We start from the raw sequence: 18,210 nt of genomic DNA on the forward strand, positions 1-18,210 counted from the left end.
ATGAGCCCTAATTGAAAGTTATGACAATCACAGCTAGAGAGGCATCAAAATTATTTAATAGCAATAAACTTTCAGCGTTGGCTGACGGTGACTATTCGCATGTCGAAAAAGTAGCTAAAGGCTTTTTAAATCAAAAGGTTACTGATTTTGATGTGTGTGAAGTCTATCAGCTTACTTATAAGCGGTTAAGTCAAGAATATCGTTCGGAATATTATTTCAAGAATACGATAGCTCGTAGAAGGTTACTGGGGCGTCATTCCTTAAAGACTGCAACGATGCTGTCTGAGTTTCGAGTTGGTAGAAGCAAGGCTGATTGTGTCATCCTAAATGGAAAGTCTACATGTTATGAAATTAAATCGGAATACGACACGCTAAACCGCTTAGAAGAGCAATTGAATGATTATCTCAAGTTGTTTGATGAAGTTTATGTAGTATGTTCCGCGAAGAATCTCGATAGTGTATTGAAAACGGCTGATGAAAGAGTTGGTGTTCTGGAGCTTACTCAGAAAAACTACTTTAGTGAAAAGCGTGTAGCAACACCTCGTATTGAACCCATAGACATTGATTTGTTGATCAAGTCTTTGCGCAAAGAAGAGTATTTAGAGCTAACTCGTCGAAATACGGGTGAAGTGCCCACTATCCCAAATAGCAAATTAGTTAACTTTTGTAAGTCAGCTCTCAAAACGGTAGAGCCAGAAAAAATTGCAACAAGTTTCATTGAAGTTCTAAAGGAAAAGCGTTTTAATGATGGCGATTTATTGAACGTATTACCTAGTTCCTTGATAAATGCAGCGATTAGCTATCAGTTTTCTAGTCCCCAAATTGAGGCGTTAAAAAATATATTTGGGGCTTGTAAGGAGAGTAGATGTATTTCCCATATCTCAGAGGAAAGCAGTTTGAGCTTATAGCTCTTAGAGAGTTATCAGAGTTCATTTCAACAGATTACCTTAGACCGATAATCGAGCCAGTCAAACTCAACTTATCCCCCCTAATAAGAACAGTTAAACACCTCAATGAAAGAGACTTTACTCCGCTTATTGTTATAAACCCCACAGTCGGTGAATTATCCAGTGATAGTCAGCATTTATTAGAAGAGTTGGAGGGTGAAGAACTTGAATACTTACCTTGCGTAGTATTACGAGGTGGAGAATCAGTTTCTGCACGTGAAAGTTTAGAACGGTTACAACAGCCTTTCGCAATACGTATTACGGAAGGGATTGACCAGGAGGGAATTGCTCTCGCACAAGGTGCGGAGTTGGTCGTAGTTGACTATGATCTTCCTCCGAACGCGATAAATAAGCTCGACAATGTAGTGCTTCTAGGCGATTTCTTTCGCAAACAGAAAAGAAATGCGGACTACCTAAAAGAATCTTCATTTTCACATCTGCATGCAACATATTCATCTCAGAAAAATGTTGCTGGTTTTGGTGACTATACAATGATAGGAAGTGAATATAGTGAGTCTGGTGGCCCGGCGTATGTGGTAACTATCCATGCATCGTATATTAATGAAGGTATGTTTGATGAAATGTTTATCCGCCATTACTCATCTACAGATGATGGAACGCCAACCGACCCTGCCGGTAAGTTTGCTGAAGCATTGGCTAAATTTATCATTGAAGCAGATGAAGAACCAAGTATTTATTACCAATCTGCTGCAATAGATGAGTTCAGAAAGTTATATAGGAGCGGACATTTTCCTGGTTTAGGGCTGGTTAAAAAACTCTCAATTGAGCACCATATCGAAACAGTATGTAACTATTTACAGGGAAAATAAATGGCTCAATGTTGCTTAAAGTGTTTTACAGATAGGGCGATAATTGAGCTAATTCAGAGGGAAGGTGATTTTACTCGCTGTTCTTTTTGTGATTCAGACGAGGTCCTGTGTATAGCTCCTGATAAGTTGACAGGTCTGTTTGAGTTAGTGCTTGGTTGTATTGTTGAAGATATAGATGGAGAAGAGATTCAAAACGTATTTGTTGATGAATTGAAGATTGTATCAGAAACTGTTCGGCGTCCTAATGACTTAATTTCGCAGATAATGGGAGAAGAATTTAACGAAAAAAAGTTCTCTCTTAATGCTGGGATAGTTGAGTATCAAGATGCATGGAATGCTTTTAAAAACCACTTGATTAAAGAAAATCGCTTTTTTCCGAACAACTCTCTTTTCGGGAAAATCTTCATCAATGAGAGCAACAATGAATACACAATAACAAAAGAAGCTGCTGTCTTTCTTCGAACGATTGACGCTTTGAGTCGTCCACGAGACAACGGCTTTATATTTCACCGAGCAAGAGTTTCAGACAGGGTCTTGAGATCTCATGAAATGGGAAGCCCTCCAGCCGCAATAGCTTCGGCAGGAAGGGCTAACCCCGTTGGGATTCCATACCTGTATGTTGCGGAAGATTTTGATACTTGTTGCCAAGAAGTGAGACCAAGCAACGGTGCAACAATTTACGTATCGAAAGTTATAGCTGCAAGAGAATTGAGGCTAGTAGATTTGACCGCACCAAAGCAAAAAGTTGCCCTTTTAAAATTTGAAGAAGAAGAAATTGAGCTTACATTGAAGTGTTTAAACCTCTTACAGCAGTTTTCCGAAGAGCTATCAAAACCAGTGCTTCCAGAAAAATCACAATTGGACTACATTCCAACACAGTTTATCTGCGAGTACCTTAGAACTATTAGCTCATATCAAGGAACTCAGTCATATGATGGAATTGTCTTCAATAGCTCTTATGGTTCAGGGCAAAACGTTGTTTTATTTTCTGATGACTCGGTAGAAATCGAAGAACCCACTGCGCATACCGTTACTTCGGTTTCCGTTGAGGTGGAGCAAGCTTAATTTGAGTTAGATAGACAAATTATTTACTAGCTAAGGGGCTTTCAATGTCATAAACACAGGCACCTATGTACTAGATTGGATGGAAGTTCAACATGGCATTGTACAGGTATTTTTTGTAGCAGTAATTTATGTACAAATTCAATCTTAATTTAAATTTTTCTATTGTATTCATTTGAACTAGTTACTATCCCTCTCTGGAGGGATGAGCTTTGATATTGCTCTTCTTTTTTCTGCTTTATCTGAGCAAGGCTGCCTAGGGTAATCTGATAGTCAAGAAATATTCAATATCAAACAGATTAAATTAGCAAACACAATAAAAGCGCAACTTTTACAAATTCGCGTTTTTATTTTACTGATTACGAAGAGATTTATCCCATAGTAACAAACTCTTCAGACCCCATCGAGTGAATCGCCACTACCGAGTCAAAGTCGGCTTTGGTGACGCCCATCTTCATGGCAACGCCAAAGCCTTGGATCATTTCATCAACTGCGAAACCGATGCCGTGCAGGCCAACGATTTTTTCGTCCTCACCAGCACACACCAGTTTCATTTTACAAGGCTCGCGGTTCTGAGTCACGGCCGTGTACATGGCCGCAAAGGTGGAAGTGTAGACCTTGATGTTGTCTTCACCATACTGTTCGATGGCTTCTGGTTCGGTCAGGCTGATTGTGCCGGTTGGGTGAATGGATTTAAATAGGCCAGCCACTCTTTCGCATTGGCAATGATAAACTCGTAGCTAAGGCCGTGTATCAGCGTAACTCTGATTGCCTCAGTCGTTACAGGCAAAACACCTGCGCCCTTACCATAATACATCTCTATTTTTGATATGGCGCTTCGCTCAATATGGTACGGCCCTAATCCGAACTTTTTATTCAACGGCTCGAAAATCAAGGCTTCTTTTGTTGCTGAGAGTTTACCTTCAGAGCGGGCGACGCCGTTTTGTATTGTTGCAATAGAAACGCTTGTTGAAGTTTTATTCATGGCTTTCCTTTTAATGAATAAGTGGGTTTTTATTACGGGTGGTTTTGATACGCCAGCTATTTAAAAGCGATGTGAACTTTAACAAGCAGAGGTTAAATCAGCCTCTGCTTGTCCGTGCCTGAGTCTCATCAATGCTGAGTACTATATGCCTTTTGATTGCCAGTGCCTTTTTTCCACTGAATTGTGCCAGATAAAGAAAACGCCAGTATTATTCCCATTAAAATAGTCGTGACGACTTTCGCTACCCATGGATCTTGCACCGCGAACGCTGCTGCGTAACTAAACGTGAGTATGTTCGCAAACAGAGAAGTAAGGTGAATTCTGAAGCTTGTTGCTTGTTCTTTTACCCTTGCAATGTTGAATGTGCAGGAGATCAAAAATGCGATGACCATGCCCGGGTTGCTCATCTGTTCTGGCGTTAGTTTAAAATTAAGGCTTATAAATACCATAGCGCCATAAGCCACTGCGATTACGATAACAATGTAATTTAATAATAACTCTACCTTTGACTTCATACTTAACCTCTGATTTGTTGGTGTGGTTTTGTATGTTAAGCTCGTGCCGAGCGCTTTTCGGTGATACTGGCCAGTATGGACTGTTTATTTTTATCTTTTTGATTTATCAGTTTTTAATTTCTTGTTGAAAGGTGCAAAGAGGCCAGATTGGACGTGTTTTTGAATACAAGGGAGTCTTGATGTTCAGTTTTAGTAATATCGTTGCCTTAGGCTGTATTCAAGCCTTCATTCAATCCTTGTATCTCTTGAGGTTTTCTGGTCCGGGCAGATGGCTTGCCGCTTTTATACTGCTTGTTTCAATCAACATGTGTGTTGGCTTCTATGTAGACAGTGGTCTTTTTGAATCGGATATGCTGCTCATAACGATGTGGGAGCGATTAAACAGTTATTTGTTGTTGGGCCCCATTTTTATGGCGTTTGTAATGACAATGACAAATTCAGCGCATCGGTTTGATAAAAAAAATGCGATCCACCTATTACCCTTTCTTGTGTGGGTAGGGTATTTCATTTCAGTATCACTGTATGAGCAAAGTGATTTCCTGACTGAGCAAGCTGTAAACTTACAAACGGTATCAAGCAGACCCTTTACTGAGCGGTTTTCCATAATATCCCTGGTAACCGCAGGGCATTTTTGTCTTTATCTGGCCTGTGGTAGTTGGCAAATTTTTATGTTTTGGTTGAAACAACGCGACAGCAATATTTTTCGCCAACTGTGTTGGCTGCTTTGTGTCACTATGATTTGTTACCTGATGATGTTGAGTGTGTTTATCGTTTCTGTGACAGCCGTAATTATGGAACTTGAAAAATCAGATTGGCTGATTGCTTTGAGTTATTTGTCTACGGTGGTGGGCATATTTTCTTTAAGTTATCTGTTGATTTGCTATGGGAGACCAGTTGGCTTTAATCGTGCTCTCGTAAAGGAGGAGATGACTGATACTGATAAAGACTCCGCAGAGCGAATTAAACCTGAAGTATCAGCACAACAGAAAAAACTTTTAATGTTGGTCGAGCAAGAACTCAGGACGAACAAGCACCATTTACAACCTGATTTCAGCCAAATTCAACTTGCAGAAAAACTGAATATAAGCAGACATCAGCTGTCTGACGTGTTGGCTCTGCATTCTTCAGGTGGCTTCTATGAGTTGATAAACCAATTAAGGGTGGATGCGGTGATTGAGGAACTGATAAAAAGACCTACAAGTGACAGGTTAATCAATATTGCTTTCGATTGTGGATTTAATTCAAAATCTAGCTTTAACCAGGTGTTTAAAAAGCATACTGGTAAAACGCCAAGCCAGTACCGTGATCTGGTAAAAACAAGCAAGGCAGAAACACCCTGGGTACCAGAGTGAGTGGAAGTTCAGCATGGTATAGTGTAAGTGTTTGTCTTTAATGGCGGTAATTTATGTACAAATTCAATCTTAATTTAAAGTTTTCTGATGTATTTATTCCTATTCTGCTCTGGCAGTTAGTTGTTGTGATGACTTTTGGTATTGCACTTCCCTTTTTTCTACTTTATCTAATTAAACTCGTTTTAAATAACCTAACGGTTAAGAAATATTCGATATCAGACAGATTAAACGAGTAAAAAATAAAAAGCGCGAATTTTACAAATTCGCGCTTTTTATTTTCTGATTTCGAAAAGAACTACCTCATAGTAACAAACTCTTCTGACCCTGTGGGGTGAATTGCTACTACCGAGTCAAAGTCGGCTTTGGTAGCACCCATCTTCATAGCCACACCAAAGCCCTGGATCATTTCATCTACGGCAAAGCCGATGCCGTGCAGGCCGACGATTTTTTCGTCCTCGCCGGCACACACCAGTTTCATTTTGCAGGGCTGACGGTGCTGGGTTACTGCGGTATACATGGCCGCAAAGGTGGAAGTGTAAACCTTGATGTTGTCTTCACCATACTGTTCAATGGCTTCTGGTTCGGTCAGGCCGATGGTGCCGATGGGCGGGTGGCTGAAGACCACGGTCGGGACCAGGTTGTAGTCCATTTTGGCGTTGGGCATATCCGGGTTAAACAGGCGCTCTGCCAGCATACGGCCAGCTTTTACCGCGACAGGCGTCAGCTCAATGCCGCCGTCCATAATGTCGCCCAAAGCATAAATGCCGGATACCGAGGTGTTCTGATATTCGTCAACTTTAACGTAGCCGCCTTCTGTGATGGCCACATCGGTGGCAGCCAGGTTGATTTTATCCGTCACTGGCTCTCGACCTATGGCCCAGATCACATGCTCAACCGTGTGTAACTCGCCGTTTTCTAAGTGCAGGGTTACGCTGCCGTCGTCGTTTTTGCTCAGTGATTTAGGTACGCTGTGGGTGTGTAGTGTTGGCCCTTCTTTGTCCATGACTTCGGTCAGGGTGTCGACCAGGATAGGGTCAAAGTTACGCAGCGGGGCATGCTTACGTACAAACAGATGTGTTTCTGTGCCCAGGCTGTGTAGTACGCCTGCCAGTTCAACGGCAATGTAGCCTGCACCAATCACAGCCACGCTCTTTGGCTGTACCTTGAGCTCAAAGAAATCATTAGAATCTATACCCAGCTCCGCACCCGGGATATTTGGAATCGACGGGCGGCCACCCACGGCGATACAGATATGCTCGGCGGTGTAGTGCTCGCCGTTAACTTCTACCGTGTTGTTATCAACGAATTTGGCAAAGCCGTTGATCACGGTCACTCCATTGCTGGCCAGGTACTTATTATAGCCCTGGTGAATACGGCCAATATAGGCTTCGCGGCTTTCAACCAGTTTGCTCCAGTCGAAGTCTTTAACCTCTACATCAAAGCCATAATCCGGTGCGTACAGCTTAATGGCTTCGGCCACCTGCGCACCGTGCCACATCACCTTCTTAGGTACGCAACCTACGTTTACACAGGTGCCGCCCATATGCTTAGCTTCGATGAGTGCCACTTTGGCGCCACGCATTGCTGCGCGGTTGGCTGAGGCAATACCACCGCTACCGCCACCAATGGCGATATAATCAAAATGTTGTGCCATGATTAATTCTCTATAAATGCTGATAAATGGCACTAGCTTAACACTATATTAGCCGGGGCAAAGTCCGGTGGGATAAATTTTTCCGATAGAGGTCATCGCTTTTTTCGATGGCACACAGGTAAGGTCCATCAGGTCAAACTAACACCGACTGAACGAACCCCGATTTAATTTGTCTGGATTGGCTGGTGTACCTTGTTTTTTTTAAAGAAACACCCCAAATACAAAAGATAATCAAAGATCAACAGAGAGGCGTTATGACTAACCCGTTAATTGGCATGGAAGGCTTGCCACCGTTTTCAAAAATTAAACCAGAACACGTTGTGGAGGCACTGAAACAAGCCATCGCACATTGCCGAGACACCATAGACGAGGTGTTGAAAAACGATTCATACAGCTGGGAAAACCTGGTGCTGCCACTCGAAGAAGCCGACGATAAGCTGTCGCGCATGTGGTCGCCGGTTTCGCATATGCACTCAGTGGTCAATAACGATGCATTACGTCAGGCATTCGATGCTTGTCTGCCTTTGATCTCAGAATACAGTACTTATGTAGGTCAACATCAGGGCTTATATCAGGCATACAAGTCACTCAAAGAATCAGACTCCTTTGCCACACTGAGCACAGCCCAGCAAAAAACCTTAGAAAACGCATTGCGTGACTTCAAGCTGTCGGGTATTGCATTGGCACCAGAACAACAAAAGCGTTACGGCGAGATCAGTGCGCGTTTGTCTGAGTTGTCGTCTAAGTTTGGCAATAATGTGATGGATGCGACGCAAGCCTGGACTAAGCATGTGACCGACGAAGCTGCGTTATCAGGTCTGCCTGAGTCTGCACTGGCACTGGCGGCACATACAGCGCAAAGCAAAGAACTTGAAGGCTGGGTGTTCACGCTGGACATTCCTTCATACCTGCCTGTCATGACGTATGCCGATAATCGTGAGCTGCGTGAAGAGATGTACCGTGCTTATGTGACCCGAGCGTCTGATCAAGGTCCGAATGCTAAAGAATTTGATAACTCAGAGTTGATGAGCGAAGAGCTGGCACTGCGCCATGAACTGGCTCAGTTACTGGGTTTTGACAGCTATGCGCATAAATCACTGGCCACTAAAATGGCACAATCTCCTGAGCAGGTATTTACCTTCCTGAACGATTTGGCGTTACATGCCAAGCCTCAGGCCGAAAATGAGCTGGCAGAATTAAAAGCATTTGCAGAAAAAGAGTACGGAGCCACAGAGCTGGCTGCCTGGGACTATGGCTATTATGGCGAGAAACTGAAACAGGCCAAATATGCTATTTCTGACGAAATACTGCGCCCTTACTTCCCGGCAGATACTGTGTTAAACGGCTTGTTCGAAACCGTGAACCGTTTGTTCGGTATTAAAGTGACTGAAATTCAGGACTTTGATACTTATCACCCGGATGTGCGCTTTTTTGCAATTCACGACGCACAAGGCACTCTGCGTGGTCACTTCTATCTCGACCTGTATGCCCGTGAGCACAAACGTGGCGGCGCCTGGATGGACGACTGCATGGGTCGTAAAGTACGTGCCAGTGGCGAGTTACAAACGCCAGTTGCCTACCTTGTGTGTAACTTCAATAAAGCGGTAGGTGATAAACCTGCACTGTTCACTCACAACGAAGTAACCACTTTATTCCATGAATTTGGCCATGGTATTCACCATATGCTGACTCAGGTTGATGCATCAGCGGTTGCGGGTATCAACGGGGTAGCCTGGGATGCGGTAGAGCTGCCAAGTCAGTTCCTGGAAAACTGGTGCTACGAAGAAGAGGCACTGGCGTTTATTTCCGGTCATTATGAGACAGGTGAGCCATTACCAAAAGCACTACTGGACAAGCTACTGGCGGCGAAAAACTTCCAGTCAGCCATGCAGATGTTGCGTCAGATAGAGTTCTCTTTGTTTGACTTCCATATCCATGCGGACTTTGACCCGGCCAAGCCATGTCAGATCCAGCACACTTTGAATGCGGTCAGAGAGAAGACTGCGGTCGTCAAGGCGCCTGAATTCAATCGCTTCGCACACAGCTTTAGCCATATTTTTGCTGGTGGTTACAGCGCAGGTTACTACTCGTATAAATGGGCTGAAGTGCTGTCGGCTGATGCGTTCTCGCGTTTTGAGGAAGAAGGGATCTTTAACGGTCAGACAGGTACCGATTTTATGCAGCATATCCTTGAGAAAGGGGGATCTGAAGAGCCTATGACGCTGTTCACGCGTTTCCGTGGCCGTGAACCCAGTGTCGACGCACTGCTGCGTCACAGTGGCATCGAAAAAGCGGCATAAGCCGTCTTTCTGGCGGCTTTTTGAACATCTGTTCCCCGCATGCCGCCAGACCTGACTTAAAAACACCACATAAGTCGTTTGTGTGGTGTTTTCCATTCGCAAATTAGACAGTTCGCGCTATGCTGTTTTAGAGAACCAACCTTGTAGGGACCGCTGCATGAGCAATTTAGTACTGGCCATTGATGACGATAAACTGGTACATCACATTGTCGAACAATCCTTATTGCACAGCTGCAAAGTGATCCACGCATACAGTGGCGAAGAAGGGCTGAAAATGGCCCAGGAGCAACAGCCGGATATTATATTGCTCGACATAGAAATGCCCGGCCCATCGGGCTTTGAAGTGTGTGAGCGGCTGAAAGCGAATCCTCAGTTGTGTGATATTCCGGTGATGTTTTTGTCGTCTAAGAGTGCCATTTCTGAGCGAATGCGCGGCTACAATGCTGGCGGGGCCGACTACATTGTTAAGCCTTTCGACAGCGATGAAATGCTGGCGCGCATTAAGGTGTTGGATGAGTATCGTCGCCAATCGCTCAAGCTTAAGCAGGATGTGCAAAAAGCACAGATCACTGCCGAAATCGCGATGTCGGATTCTGGCGATATGGGTCGGATCATGCGCTATGTGGGTCAGTCATATCATGCTCATGACCTTAATACCCTGTCTGAGTACTTTTTTGAGTTTTTTGTACCCCTGCAATTGCAGGTTGCGGTGGCATTTTGGTATCACGAAGGCGAAGTCTTTTATTCTCAGGAAGGCGCCATTCAGCCACTGGAGCAGGAGCTGCTTGAGAAACACCGCGATGGCGATCGCTTTGTGGACTTTGGTCGTCGTACCATTATTAACTATCCCAAAGTATCTTTGCTGATCAAAAACATGCCGATGGACGACGTAGGGTTGTATGGCCGTTACAAAGATCTATTGCCGCATATTCTCGAAGCCACCAATGCTAAAATCAAGGATATGGAGGTCAGTGAGGTGGCATTGAACAAAGTAGAGCAAATTGGCCTGGCGTTTGAATCGCTGAGCGATCAACTGGGTGATGTTGCCACGGCATTTAACAGCAAGCTGACCGAGTTTTCCGAGTATGTGGCCGATGAGCACGCCAACGGCAAGCAGGCTGAAATAAAACAATTGTATGAGCACTTTTCACTGGTTAATGATGAATTCTCGATTATTCGCTATAAACTGGGTGAAATCACCGAAGTCCGGCATGAACTTATCCAGAGTTTAAATCAGATGGCCAAACCCTGGGGTGAAGAAGACGTGCCAGCACAGACAGATATCGAGCTGTTTTAATCGCAGCTCGGCATGCGTAAGACAGAGATTTCATAACCGTGATGATCCAGATATAATCTCTGCGTTACTATTTGCGGAGCCTGCTGTTGATCATCCATACCCCTTTTGCCGAAAACCGTCCTTATTTAGCGCGTATTGAACAACAGTTTGCCTTGCAAACCTGGCAGCAGGACAATCCTAATTTTCGTTTAACCTTTGATGAGGCCGGATTGCAGCTATTAAAGCTTGATGAGCCTAAGCTGGGGGGGATCAGGGTTGACTTTGTTACGGGAGCGAGCGCACATCGTCGTAAGTTTGGCGGCGGTAAAGGGCAGGCCATAGCCAAGGCGGTGGGGCTAAATAAAGGTGCAACTCCTGTAGTACTGGATGCCACTGCGGGGCTAGGGCGAGATGCCTTTGTGTTGGCAGCGCTGGGCTGTGAAGTGATCTTACACGAGCGTCACCCGGTTGTGGCGGCATTGCTGTTTGATGGCCTGGAGCGCGCTTATCAGGACGCTGAGATAGGCAGCTGGATGCAGCAAAATATGCGTATGGTGTTTGGCTCCAGCCACGACCTGCTGGCACAGAGCGAGCTACAGCCAGATGTGGTGTATCTGGATCCTATGTTTCCGCATCGTGAGAAATCGGCGCAGGTTAAAAAAGAAATGCGGGTGTTCCAGTCTTTGGTAGGCGGAGATGCCGACGCCGATGCCTTACTACCGTTTGCTCATGCACTGGCATCGAAACGTGTGGTGGTCAAGCGACCCGACTATGCGCCATTTTTGAATGAGCAAAAACCCAGTATGCAGATCGAGACCAAAAAGAACCGCTTTGATGTGTATGTTAAAGCGGCAATGAAGTAGTACCAATCTCCAAAACTCTGCCTGTTATCTCGCACCCGGTTTGAGCGCTAAGACACAGGCGGCTCATCCGGTCATCCCGTACTTGATGCGGGAACTACCAGCAGACGGCTCAGCAGAGCACCAATGGCACCAACCCCAAACCCACCTCCGGTCATCCCGCACTTGATGCGGGATCTACTAATTGGCAACTCTGCAGATCATCCATGGCACTAACCCTAAACCCACCTCCGGTCATCCCGTACTTGATACGGGAACTGTCAGCAGACGGCTCAGCAGATCACCAATGGCACCAACCCCAAACCCACCCCCAGTCATCCCGCACTTGATGCGGGATCTACCAGCAAGCGGCTCAGCTGATCACCAATGGCACCAACCCCAAACCCACCTCCAGTCATCCCGCACTTGATGCGGGATCTACCAGCAAGCGGCTCAGGGGGTATTGGTGGTCCATATTAAAATGCTAATGGTTCCCGGCTCGGAGGCCGGGATGACGAAGGCTCGGAGGCCGGGATGACGAAGGCTCGGGGCCAGGATGACGAAGGCTCGGGGCCAGGATGACGAAGGTTTGGAGGCCGGGATGACGAAGGTTTGGAGGCCGGGATGACGAAGGCTCGGGGGCCGGGATGACGAAGGCTCGGAGGCCGGGATGACGAAGGCTCGGGGGCCGGGATGACGAAGGCTCGGGGGCCGGGATGACGAAGGTTTGGAGGCCATGATGATGAAGGCTCGGAGGCCGGGATGATGAAGGTTCGGAGGCTGGGATAACTGAGAGGTCGGGGTGACGCAAGTGGTCAATCATCGATACCGTATGCAACGTTATTGAGCTGGTATATCGGCTGAGTAGCGAGCGGCAGAGCACCTCAGTCAGAACCACAGGTATAGTCATAAAAATGGGTGTCCAAATAGATTTTTGGCTGCAATAGATAGCCAAAGCACCTGTCAGATCTGCTTGTCATTTGTCTGACGTAAAGTTCCTGTAAAAGGTATTTACTTCTTCTACGCCAAAAGTATGTTTTTAAAATTGACTGGTTGATTTCTGAGCAATCTACATCAAACTGTCATAAAACATTAATAGTCTACGCCCGAATTTGAATCAATATGGCTGTAGTATCTAATGCGTGTTTCTACTTTTACTCGGTTGCTTGCTGTGTTACTGGCCCTGGCCAGTATCGTGCTGGCTGCCACCTTGTTCTGGGCCAGTCAGGTCTTTAGTGAATTAGATAAACAAAACAACGCTTATGTTACGCTGAAAAACACCATACTGATCGATCTTGCCGGTACGATCGAAGACTATCTGAGCACAGGTGACAGCCAGGAGCTCAGCAAGGCCAGCGAACAAATAGCCACCCTCAAACAGCATCAATTGACAGCGTTGCCTTCAGTGCTTGCCTCTGATATGACGAATCAACTTGATGCACTTGATAGCGACATTAATGGTAAATATCGTGCCCTTGGTAAGCTGTCGGGTAATGAAATGGCGCTGCTGGACAACGCCATCAGACAAATGTCAGGCTCGGCGTCCTCTTTAATGAGCTATACGGCCAAAGCCCCGGATCATCCGCTTGCACCACGCTATTACGCGCTGGCATCAGATTACTATGGGGAAGTCAGCAACCTCAGTATTTACACCTATCAGCTGGTGATCCACTTTGAGCAGCAAACACGTCAAAACCTGTTAAACAGCGTGCGTCGCCTTCAGGACTTGGCGCAGCAGATAGATCGCCTGGCAGACTTGGGGGTAATGAGTGAGATCGATGAAGACGAATTATTTCTGGGGGCTGAGGCAGAAGACTTAGCACTGGAGATCAAAGCAGAGTTGATCAGCTGGCCCAGGCGTTTCAGTCGCGACCTGGAAAATACCTTGGCTCAGGCTGAACAGCGCCAGCAGGGCATGGCTCAGCTGCGAGGGGACATTAAGGCGATTTCGGCCTTGGTACTGAGTGCTGAAGAAGCCCTGCAGGCAGAGCAAAATACGCTTAAGCAAAACGTCTTTACGATTTTTGGTGTGGCCATTGGTTTACTGGTGTTATTGGCCATTGCTGTGTATATCGTGCAGTTTAGTCAGGTACTGACGCCACTTCGCCAGCTCCGTAATGGCTTTGCGTTCCTGATAGAAAGCAATGAGCTGAAAAACATCGACAGTCAGAATGCCAATACTGAGATTGGCGAGATAGCCAGTTACTTTAATCAGCTCATTGAACGTCAGCGTGGTGAAGCGCAGGAGCGGGAGCAAATGCTGGCGGTGATCAATGACTTTATGCAGGATATGAATACCAACCTGGCCAGTATCAGTGAGCTGGCAGAAACCACCTCCTCTCAGGTGGAGCAGAATCAGCATCAGCTTGACGAGATCAAAGCGTTGGGTTCAGAGGCCAGTGAAATCAATCAGCAGGTGTCGGATAACGCCAGTGAAACTTTCTCTGCGATGAAGCAAAGCGTGAGCTATGCCGAGTCAATGCTCAGCGCAAGTTCCAGTACCCAGCAACGAGTGGAGCAGGGCTTATCCAGTCTCAACGAGCTGTTAAACGGGGTAGCTGATGTGGGCAAAGTGATTGAAATGATCCGCACCATTGCAGAGCAAACCAACTTGCTGGCACTGAATGCGGCCATTGAGTCGGCGCGTGCCGGGGAGCACGGGCGAGGGTTTGCAGTGGTGGCAGATGAAGTGCGCAAGCTGGCTCAGCAAACGCAGGACTCGTTGTCAGACATCAATGAACAGCTGAACATCCTCAGTGACAATTCAAGTAAGGTGTCGTCGCAGATCAGCGCACTGGCAGACGAAGCACAGCAACAAACTGAACATGCGCAGGAACTGAAGAGTAATTCTGAAGGGGTTGCTGAGCGCGCTCAGGGAGCCAGTCAGGTGGCTGAGCATGCCATGGAGCTGGCTCAGCAACAAAGCTCGCTGGTAGATAACTTCAGCAGTGCGATGGCCCTGATGAAACAACAGGTGAACGGCTCAAATCAGCAGGTGCGGGATATTCAACACAGTTTGCAGGAGCAGATGATCAAAATTCGTGAAAGTATTGGTATTCAATAACTCACACAGCTGTTCTTTGCTCGCTGATATGATTCATTGATGTCGGCGAGCTGCTGCTCATCTTTTCGTCTATTTCTGGTAACTTGCCGTTATCTTTGCTACAACTTGGCCATGCGTTATTTGCTATTAAGGACAGCAAGATGAATAGGTTGGTTAACATGCTGATGGCAAGTTTGATGGCTCTGGCTCTGAGCGCCTGCTCCGACAGTGCACAACAAGCCGACCCTGATTTCACTCCGCAAAACACCGAGCGCAGCTTTTTATCCGACAATAGTCCGGTCGTTTTTATCGATGAAGCCCACCATAACTTTTTAACTATGAATGGTCGTTTTCGGCCTTTTACGCAGGTGCTGCAAAGCGATGGCTATACGGTTAAAGCAAGCAAGGTTGCGTTCAGTACAGAGCACCTGAATCAGGCTGATATTTTAGTGATAGCCAATGCGCTGGACAAAGACCGGACTGACTGGAGTCCCCCCTTTGGCAATGCCCTTACCATGCAAGAAGTCACAGTGGTGACAGAGTGGGTTAAGCAAGGTGGCGCGTTGTTTTTAGTGGCCGATCATACGCCGTTTCCTAAAGTGATAGAAAACCTGACCCATGCACTGGGGTTTGAATTCAGCCATGGTCACGTAGGTAAAGCACAGTTCACAACTCATGATAATACCTTAGCACAGCACGCAATTACCTTAGCGGTCGTGCCTGCGCTGAGAAAGCTACCCGGTGCGGCATCCATGACAGGGGTTGGTCTGACGGGCGCTGTAGGTGGTGCAGCTTCAGCGGCAGCAACAGACCAATCGACAGGTCAAATCGAACAGGTTCGCTCGTTTGGAGGCTCGGCATTCAGAGCGCCAGAAGATGCGATTTCACTGCTTACGCTTGGCCCGCAAGCTATGTCGGTTAACCCTCAGGTACCTTTTCAGATCACGGCGGACACACCACGTATGTCTGTAGATGGCTGGAGCCAGGGCGCGGTGCTTGAGTTTGGTAAAGGGCGGGTCGCTGTATTTGCCGAAGGCATGATGTTTTCCTCGCAAGTGGATACACAATCAGGGCAAAAATATGGGCTGGCTTCAGAAGGGGCTGAGCACAATGAAGGGTTTTTACTTAATGTGATGCGTTGGCTGGCAAACGCCGAGTGATCGTCAGGGCATACACTGGGTGACTTGGTGTGTGTCAGTTTGTGAGCCGATTTAGCAGCGACTATCTTTATCAAGGTGAGTGTCTTACAAAAAAGTTGAAAGCAAGCAGGAGTAATAATGAGCGACAGTAACTTAACTGAAAACTTTGAACATAAACTCAATCTGCGCAGCCTGGAGGTGGAGGATTATGAAGATCTTAAAGAGGTGATGGGTATTGTTTACCCTGATCTGGGAGGCGCCCCGTCAGAGAAGCAGTTCAAGGCTCAGCTCAGCAGCTTTCCCGAAGGTCAGATCTGTATTGAAGACCATGGTAAAGTGGTCGCCGCAGCATTCTCCTTGATTGTGGATTATGACAAGTTTGGCGACCACCATACCTATGATGAAATAACCGGTGACGCCTATCTCACCACACATGACCCGCAGGGAGATGTGCTTTACGGTGCCGAAGTCTTTGTGCACCCGGACTATCAGGGCATGCGTCTGGGACGTCGTTTGTACGAGGCCAGAAAAGAACTATGCCAAAACCTAAATCTTAAATCGATTGTAGCCGGCGGGCGCATTCCTAACTATCAACACCATGCCAGCGAGATGTCGCCACAAAAGTATATTGAGCTGGTAAAGAAAAAAGAAATCTATGACCCCATACTCAGCTTTCAGCTGTCTAACGACTTTGAAGTAAAGCGTGTACTCAATAAATACCTGCCGGAAGACAAAGAGTCCAAAGGGTATGCAACCTTGCTGGAATGGACCAACCTGTACTACGAGCGCCATGAATCTCCTTTGTTTGGTGCGGTCAAAAAATCCGCTCGGGTAGGCTGTGTACAGTGGCAGATGCGTCCGCTTAATTCCGTTGCAGAGTTGACTCAACATGTGGAGTTCTTTATTGATGCACTGGCCGATTATCAGTGTGATCTGGCATTGCTGCCCGAGTTGTTTAATGCGCCATTGATGGGCATAGAGGCGCACGAGAACTCGCTGGACTCCATCAAAGCACTGGCTGCATTTTCCAATGAAGTGGTGGAAGCTATCTCCCATCTGGCGGTCAGCTACAACATTAATATTATCGCAGGGTCAATCCCGGTGATTGAAGACAAAGCACTCTATAATGTGTCTTATTTTTGTCGGCGCGACGGCACCATAGAGTCGCAAACTAAAATTCACCCGACCCCGTATGAAAAAAGTGCCTGGATCATGCAAGGTGGCGACAGCCTGAGTGTGTTTGATACCGACTTTGGCAAGATTGGTATTCTGATCTGTTACGATGTGGAGTTTCCTGAGCTGGCGCGCCTGCTGTCAGAGCAGGGGATGCAGATCCTGTTTGTGCCTTTCTGGACAGATACTAAAAATGCCTATTTACGGGTACGTTGTTGCGCGCAAGCCCGTGCCATTGAAAACGAGTGTTATGTGGTGACGGCGGGCAGTGTGGGGAACCTGCCCAAGGTGGATGGGGCCGATATTCAGTACGCTCAGTCAGCGGTATTTTCACCGTCTGATTTTGCGTTTCCTCATGATGCGACCATGGCAGAAACTACCCCGAACACAGAAATGACCTTGATTGTCGACTTAGATCTGGAGAAACTGCATGAATTGCGTCATGAGGGATCTGTCAGAAACTATCTGGACAGACGACGGGATCTTTATCGCATCAACTGGCTGGGTGAACAAAAAATTAAGTAAAGGCGTTATGCGCTGTGCTGATATGGTCGCAGCCCCTGGCGTATCAAAACTCTGTGTGCAGGTATAGGGTGTTTGAGTGATGAAGTGTTTTTGAAGGGCGATATCCAGCGCCTGTGCTGGATATCGCGACTGGGTTATTCTGATTCTAACCCTTCGATTTCAATACCGAACTGTGTGCTGGTGACCCCCGCCAGGCTTGCAATATACGCTTTAAACGCGCGCAGCTCAGTGTTGGCTTCGGCAGCGAAGATAGCGCGGTTGGCTCTGACATAAACCAGCTTCAGGTTATGTGCCGCAGCAAACTCCCGGGCATCAATCAGTGGTTCCAGCTCTGCTACCACCTCACCTGTTAGAATATAGATCGAACCAGACTTGGCATCTGTGATAGTGGCACCGCTTAGTAATGTCTCGCTGGTGGTCAGGTAGTGTTTACCGTTGAGTGTAACACTGTGATTAAGTGCTGAACTCAGCGGTTGTGCCTCATAGACATCTGTGGTGGATGCACTGGCGGATGATATACCGCAGGCGAGTAGCACGGTCGCGATTAGTTGTTTTTTCATGTCAGTACTC

General features: G+C 46.6%; 15 protein-coding genes and 1 pseudogene. 11 read left to right on the forward strand and 5 right to left on the reverse strand.

Going from position 1 to position 18,210, the window contains the following annotated elements; translation table 11 throughout:
• Positions 1–20: 20 nt before the first annotated feature.
• The 3 genes from ACXAH1_RS02945 to ACXAH1_RS02955 are packed head-to-tail and all read left to right on the forward strand — an operon-like array spanning position 21 to position 2,842.
• A complete protein-coding gene (locus tag ACXAH1_RS02945; RefSeq protein WP_475193819.1) occupies positions 21–908 on the forward strand; it encodes a sce7726 family protein in 888 nt (295 codons plus the stop codon).
• Entirely contained in the window at positions 866–1,777 is a 912-nt protein-coding gene (locus ACXAH1_RS02950; protein WP_475193623.1) for a sce7725 family protein, read from the forward strand. Before ACXAH1_RS02945 ends, ACXAH1_RS02950 begins: the two co-directional genes overlap by 43 nt.
• Complete coding sequence (locus ACXAH1_RS02955; protein ID WP_475193624.1) at positions 1,778–2,842, forward strand: RES family NAD+ phosphorylase; 1,065 nt, start codon at positions 1,778–1,780, stop codon at positions 2,840–2,842.
• A 368-nt stretch (positions 2,843–3,210) separates the two neighbouring features.
• Here the strand turns inward: ACXAH1_RS02955 and ACXAH1_RS02960 are convergent.
• From ACXAH1_RS02960 to ACXAH1_RS02970, 3 genes and pseudogenes are all read right to left on the reverse strand, one after another.
• Positions 3,211–3,522, reverse strand: a pseudogene (locus tag ACXAH1_RS02960) (glutathione-disulfide reductase); the annotation flags it as partial.
• On the reverse strand, positions 3,501–3,824 hold the full coding sequence (locus tag ACXAH1_RS02965; RefSeq protein ID WP_475193625.1) for a hypothetical protein: 324 nt from the start codon (positions 3,822–3,824) through the stop codon (positions 3,501–3,503). The pseudogene ACXAH1_RS02960 and the gene ACXAH1_RS02965, both read right to left, overlap by 22 nt.
• Before the next feature lie 128 nt (positions 3,825–3,952).
• A complete protein-coding gene (locus tag ACXAH1_RS02970) occupies positions 3,953–4,339 on the reverse strand; it encodes a hypothetical protein (protein ID WP_475193627.1) in 387 nt (128 codons plus the stop codon).
• A gap of 179 nt (positions 4,340–4,518) precedes the next feature.
• On the opposite strand from ACXAH1_RS02970, the gene ACXAH1_RS02975 reads away from it, so the two are divergent.
• Positions 4,519–5,691, forward strand: a complete 1,173-nt coding sequence (locus ACXAH1_RS02975; RefSeq protein WP_475193630.1) for a helix-turn-helix domain-containing protein — start codon at positions 4,519–4,521, stop codon at positions 5,689–5,691.
• A 53-nt stretch (positions 5,692–5,744) separates the two neighbouring features.
• The gene (locus ACXAH1_RS02980) at positions 5,745–5,927 is read left to right on the forward strand and encodes a DUF6693 family protein (protein WP_475193631.1); all 183 of its coding nucleotides are present in this window, start codon (positions 5,745–5,747) and stop codon (positions 5,925–5,927) included.
• A 59-nt stretch (positions 5,928–5,986) separates the two neighbouring features.
• Here the strand turns inward: ACXAH1_RS02980 and gorA are convergent, their stop codons facing one another.
• A complete protein-coding gene (gene gorA / locus ACXAH1_RS02985; RefSeq protein ID WP_475193633.1) occupies positions 5,987–7,345 on the reverse strand; it encodes a glutathione-disulfide reductase in 1,359 nt (452 codons plus the stop codon).
• A gap of 254 nt (positions 7,346–7,599) precedes the next feature.
• On the opposite strand from gorA, the gene prlC reads away from it, so the two are divergent.
• The 6 genes from prlC (at position 7,600) to ACXAH1_RS03015 (ending at position 17,640) form a co-directional block, all read left to right on the forward strand.
• Positions 7,600–9,645 (forward strand): oligopeptidase A, encoded by a 2,046-nt coding sequence (prlC, locus tag ACXAH1_RS02990; protein ID WP_475193636.1) that lies wholly within the window; start codon positions 7,600–7,602, stop codon positions 9,643–9,645.
• Positions 9,646–9,802: 157 nt separating this feature from the next.
• Positions 9,803–10,942: a response regulator transcription factor gene (locus tag ACXAH1_RS02995; RefSeq protein ID WP_475193637.1), complete on the forward strand. Its 1,140-nt coding sequence runs from the start codon at positions 9,803–9,805 to the stop codon at positions 10,940–10,942.
• 86 nt (positions 10,943–11,028) lie between these two features.
• The gene (locus tag ACXAH1_RS03000; protein ID WP_054014482.1) at positions 11,029–11,784 is read left to right on the forward strand and encodes a class I SAM-dependent methyltransferase; all 756 of its coding nucleotides are present in this window, start codon (positions 11,029–11,031) and stop codon (positions 11,782–11,784) included.
• Positions 11,785–12,898: 1,114 nt separating this feature from the next.
• Positions 12,899–14,824 carry a methyl-accepting chemotaxis protein gene (locus tag ACXAH1_RS03005; RefSeq protein ID WP_475193638.1) on the forward strand — a complete coding sequence of 642 codons (1,926 nt, stop codon included), beginning with the start codon at positions 12,899–12,901 and terminating at the stop codon, positions 14,822–14,824.
• Between the two features lie 140 nt (positions 14,825–14,964).
• The gene (locus ACXAH1_RS03010; RefSeq protein WP_475193641.1) at positions 14,965–15,963 is read left to right on the forward strand and encodes a DUF4350 domain-containing protein; all 999 of its coding nucleotides are present in this window, start codon (positions 14,965–14,967) and stop codon (positions 15,961–15,963) included.
• 117 nt (positions 15,964–16,080) lie between these two features.
• Entirely contained in the window at positions 16,081–17,640 is a 1,560-nt protein-coding gene (locus tag ACXAH1_RS03015) for a GNAT family N-acetyltransferase (RefSeq protein WP_475193644.1), read from the forward strand.
• A 134-nt stretch (positions 17,641–17,774) separates the two neighbouring features.
• On the opposite strand, the gene ACXAH1_RS03020 is transcribed toward ACXAH1_RS03015, so the two are convergent.
• On the reverse strand, positions 17,775–18,200 hold the full coding sequence (locus ACXAH1_RS03020; RefSeq protein ID WP_475193646.1) for a hypothetical protein: 426 nt from the start codon (positions 18,198–18,200) through the stop codon (positions 17,775–17,777).
• Between the last annotated feature and the right edge of the window lie 10 nt (positions 18,201–18,210).

This window comes from Pseudoalteromonas sp. AWH4_217, assembly GCF_056161105.1.

Coding starts and splice junctions, on each gene's coding strand:
- ACXAH1_RS02975 (WP_475193630.1), top strand. CDS start 4,519: ATGTTCAGTTTTAGTAATATCGTTGCCTTAGGCTGTATTCAAGCCTTC.
- ACXAH1_RS02970 (WP_475193627.1), bottom strand. CDS start 4,339: ATGAAGTCAAAGGTAGAGTTATTATTAAATTACATTGTTATCGTAATC.
- ACXAH1_RS02950 (WP_475193623.1), top strand. CDS start 866: ATGTATTTCCCATATCTCAGAGGAAAGCAGTTTGAGCTTATAGCTCTT.
- ACXAH1_RS03020 (WP_475193646.1), bottom strand. CDS start 18,200: ATGAAAAAACAACTAATCGCGACCGTGCTACTCGCCTGCGGTATATCA.
- prlC (WP_475193636.1), top strand. CDS start 7,600: ATGACTAACCCGTTAATTGGCATGGAAGGCTTGCCACCGTTTTCAAAA.
- ACXAH1_RS03010 (WP_475193641.1), top strand. CDS start 14,965: ATGAATAGGTTGGTTAACATGCTGATGGCAAGTTTGATGGCTCTGGCT.
- ACXAH1_RS02945 (WP_475193819.1), top strand. CDS start 21: ATGACAATCACAGCTAGAGAGGCATCAAAATTATTTAATAGCAATAAA.
- ACXAH1_RS02965 (WP_475193625.1), bottom strand. CDS start 3,824: ATGAATAAAACTTCAACAAGCGTTTCTATTGCAACAATACAAAACGGC.
- ACXAH1_RS03015 (WP_475193644.1), top strand. CDS start 16,081: ATGAGCGACAGTAACTTAACTGAAAACTTTGAACATAAACTCAATCTG.
- gorA (WP_475193633.1), bottom strand. CDS start 7,345: ATGGCACAACATTTTGATTATATCGCCATTGGTGGCGGTAGCGGTGGT.
- ACXAH1_RS02980 (WP_475193631.1), top strand. CDS start 5,745: ATGTACAAATTCAATCTTAATTTAAAGTTTTCTGATGTATTTATTCCT.
- ACXAH1_RS02955 (WP_475193624.1), top strand. CDS start 1,778: ATGGCTCAATGTTGCTTAAAGTGTTTTACAGATAGGGCGATAATTGAG.
- ACXAH1_RS03005 (WP_475193638.1), top strand. CDS start 12,899: ATGCGTGTTTCTACTTTTACTCGGTTGCTTGCTGTGTTACTGGCCCTG.
- ACXAH1_RS02995 (WP_475193637.1), top strand. CDS start 9,803: ATGAGCAATTTAGTACTGGCCATTGATGACGATAAACTGGTACATCAC.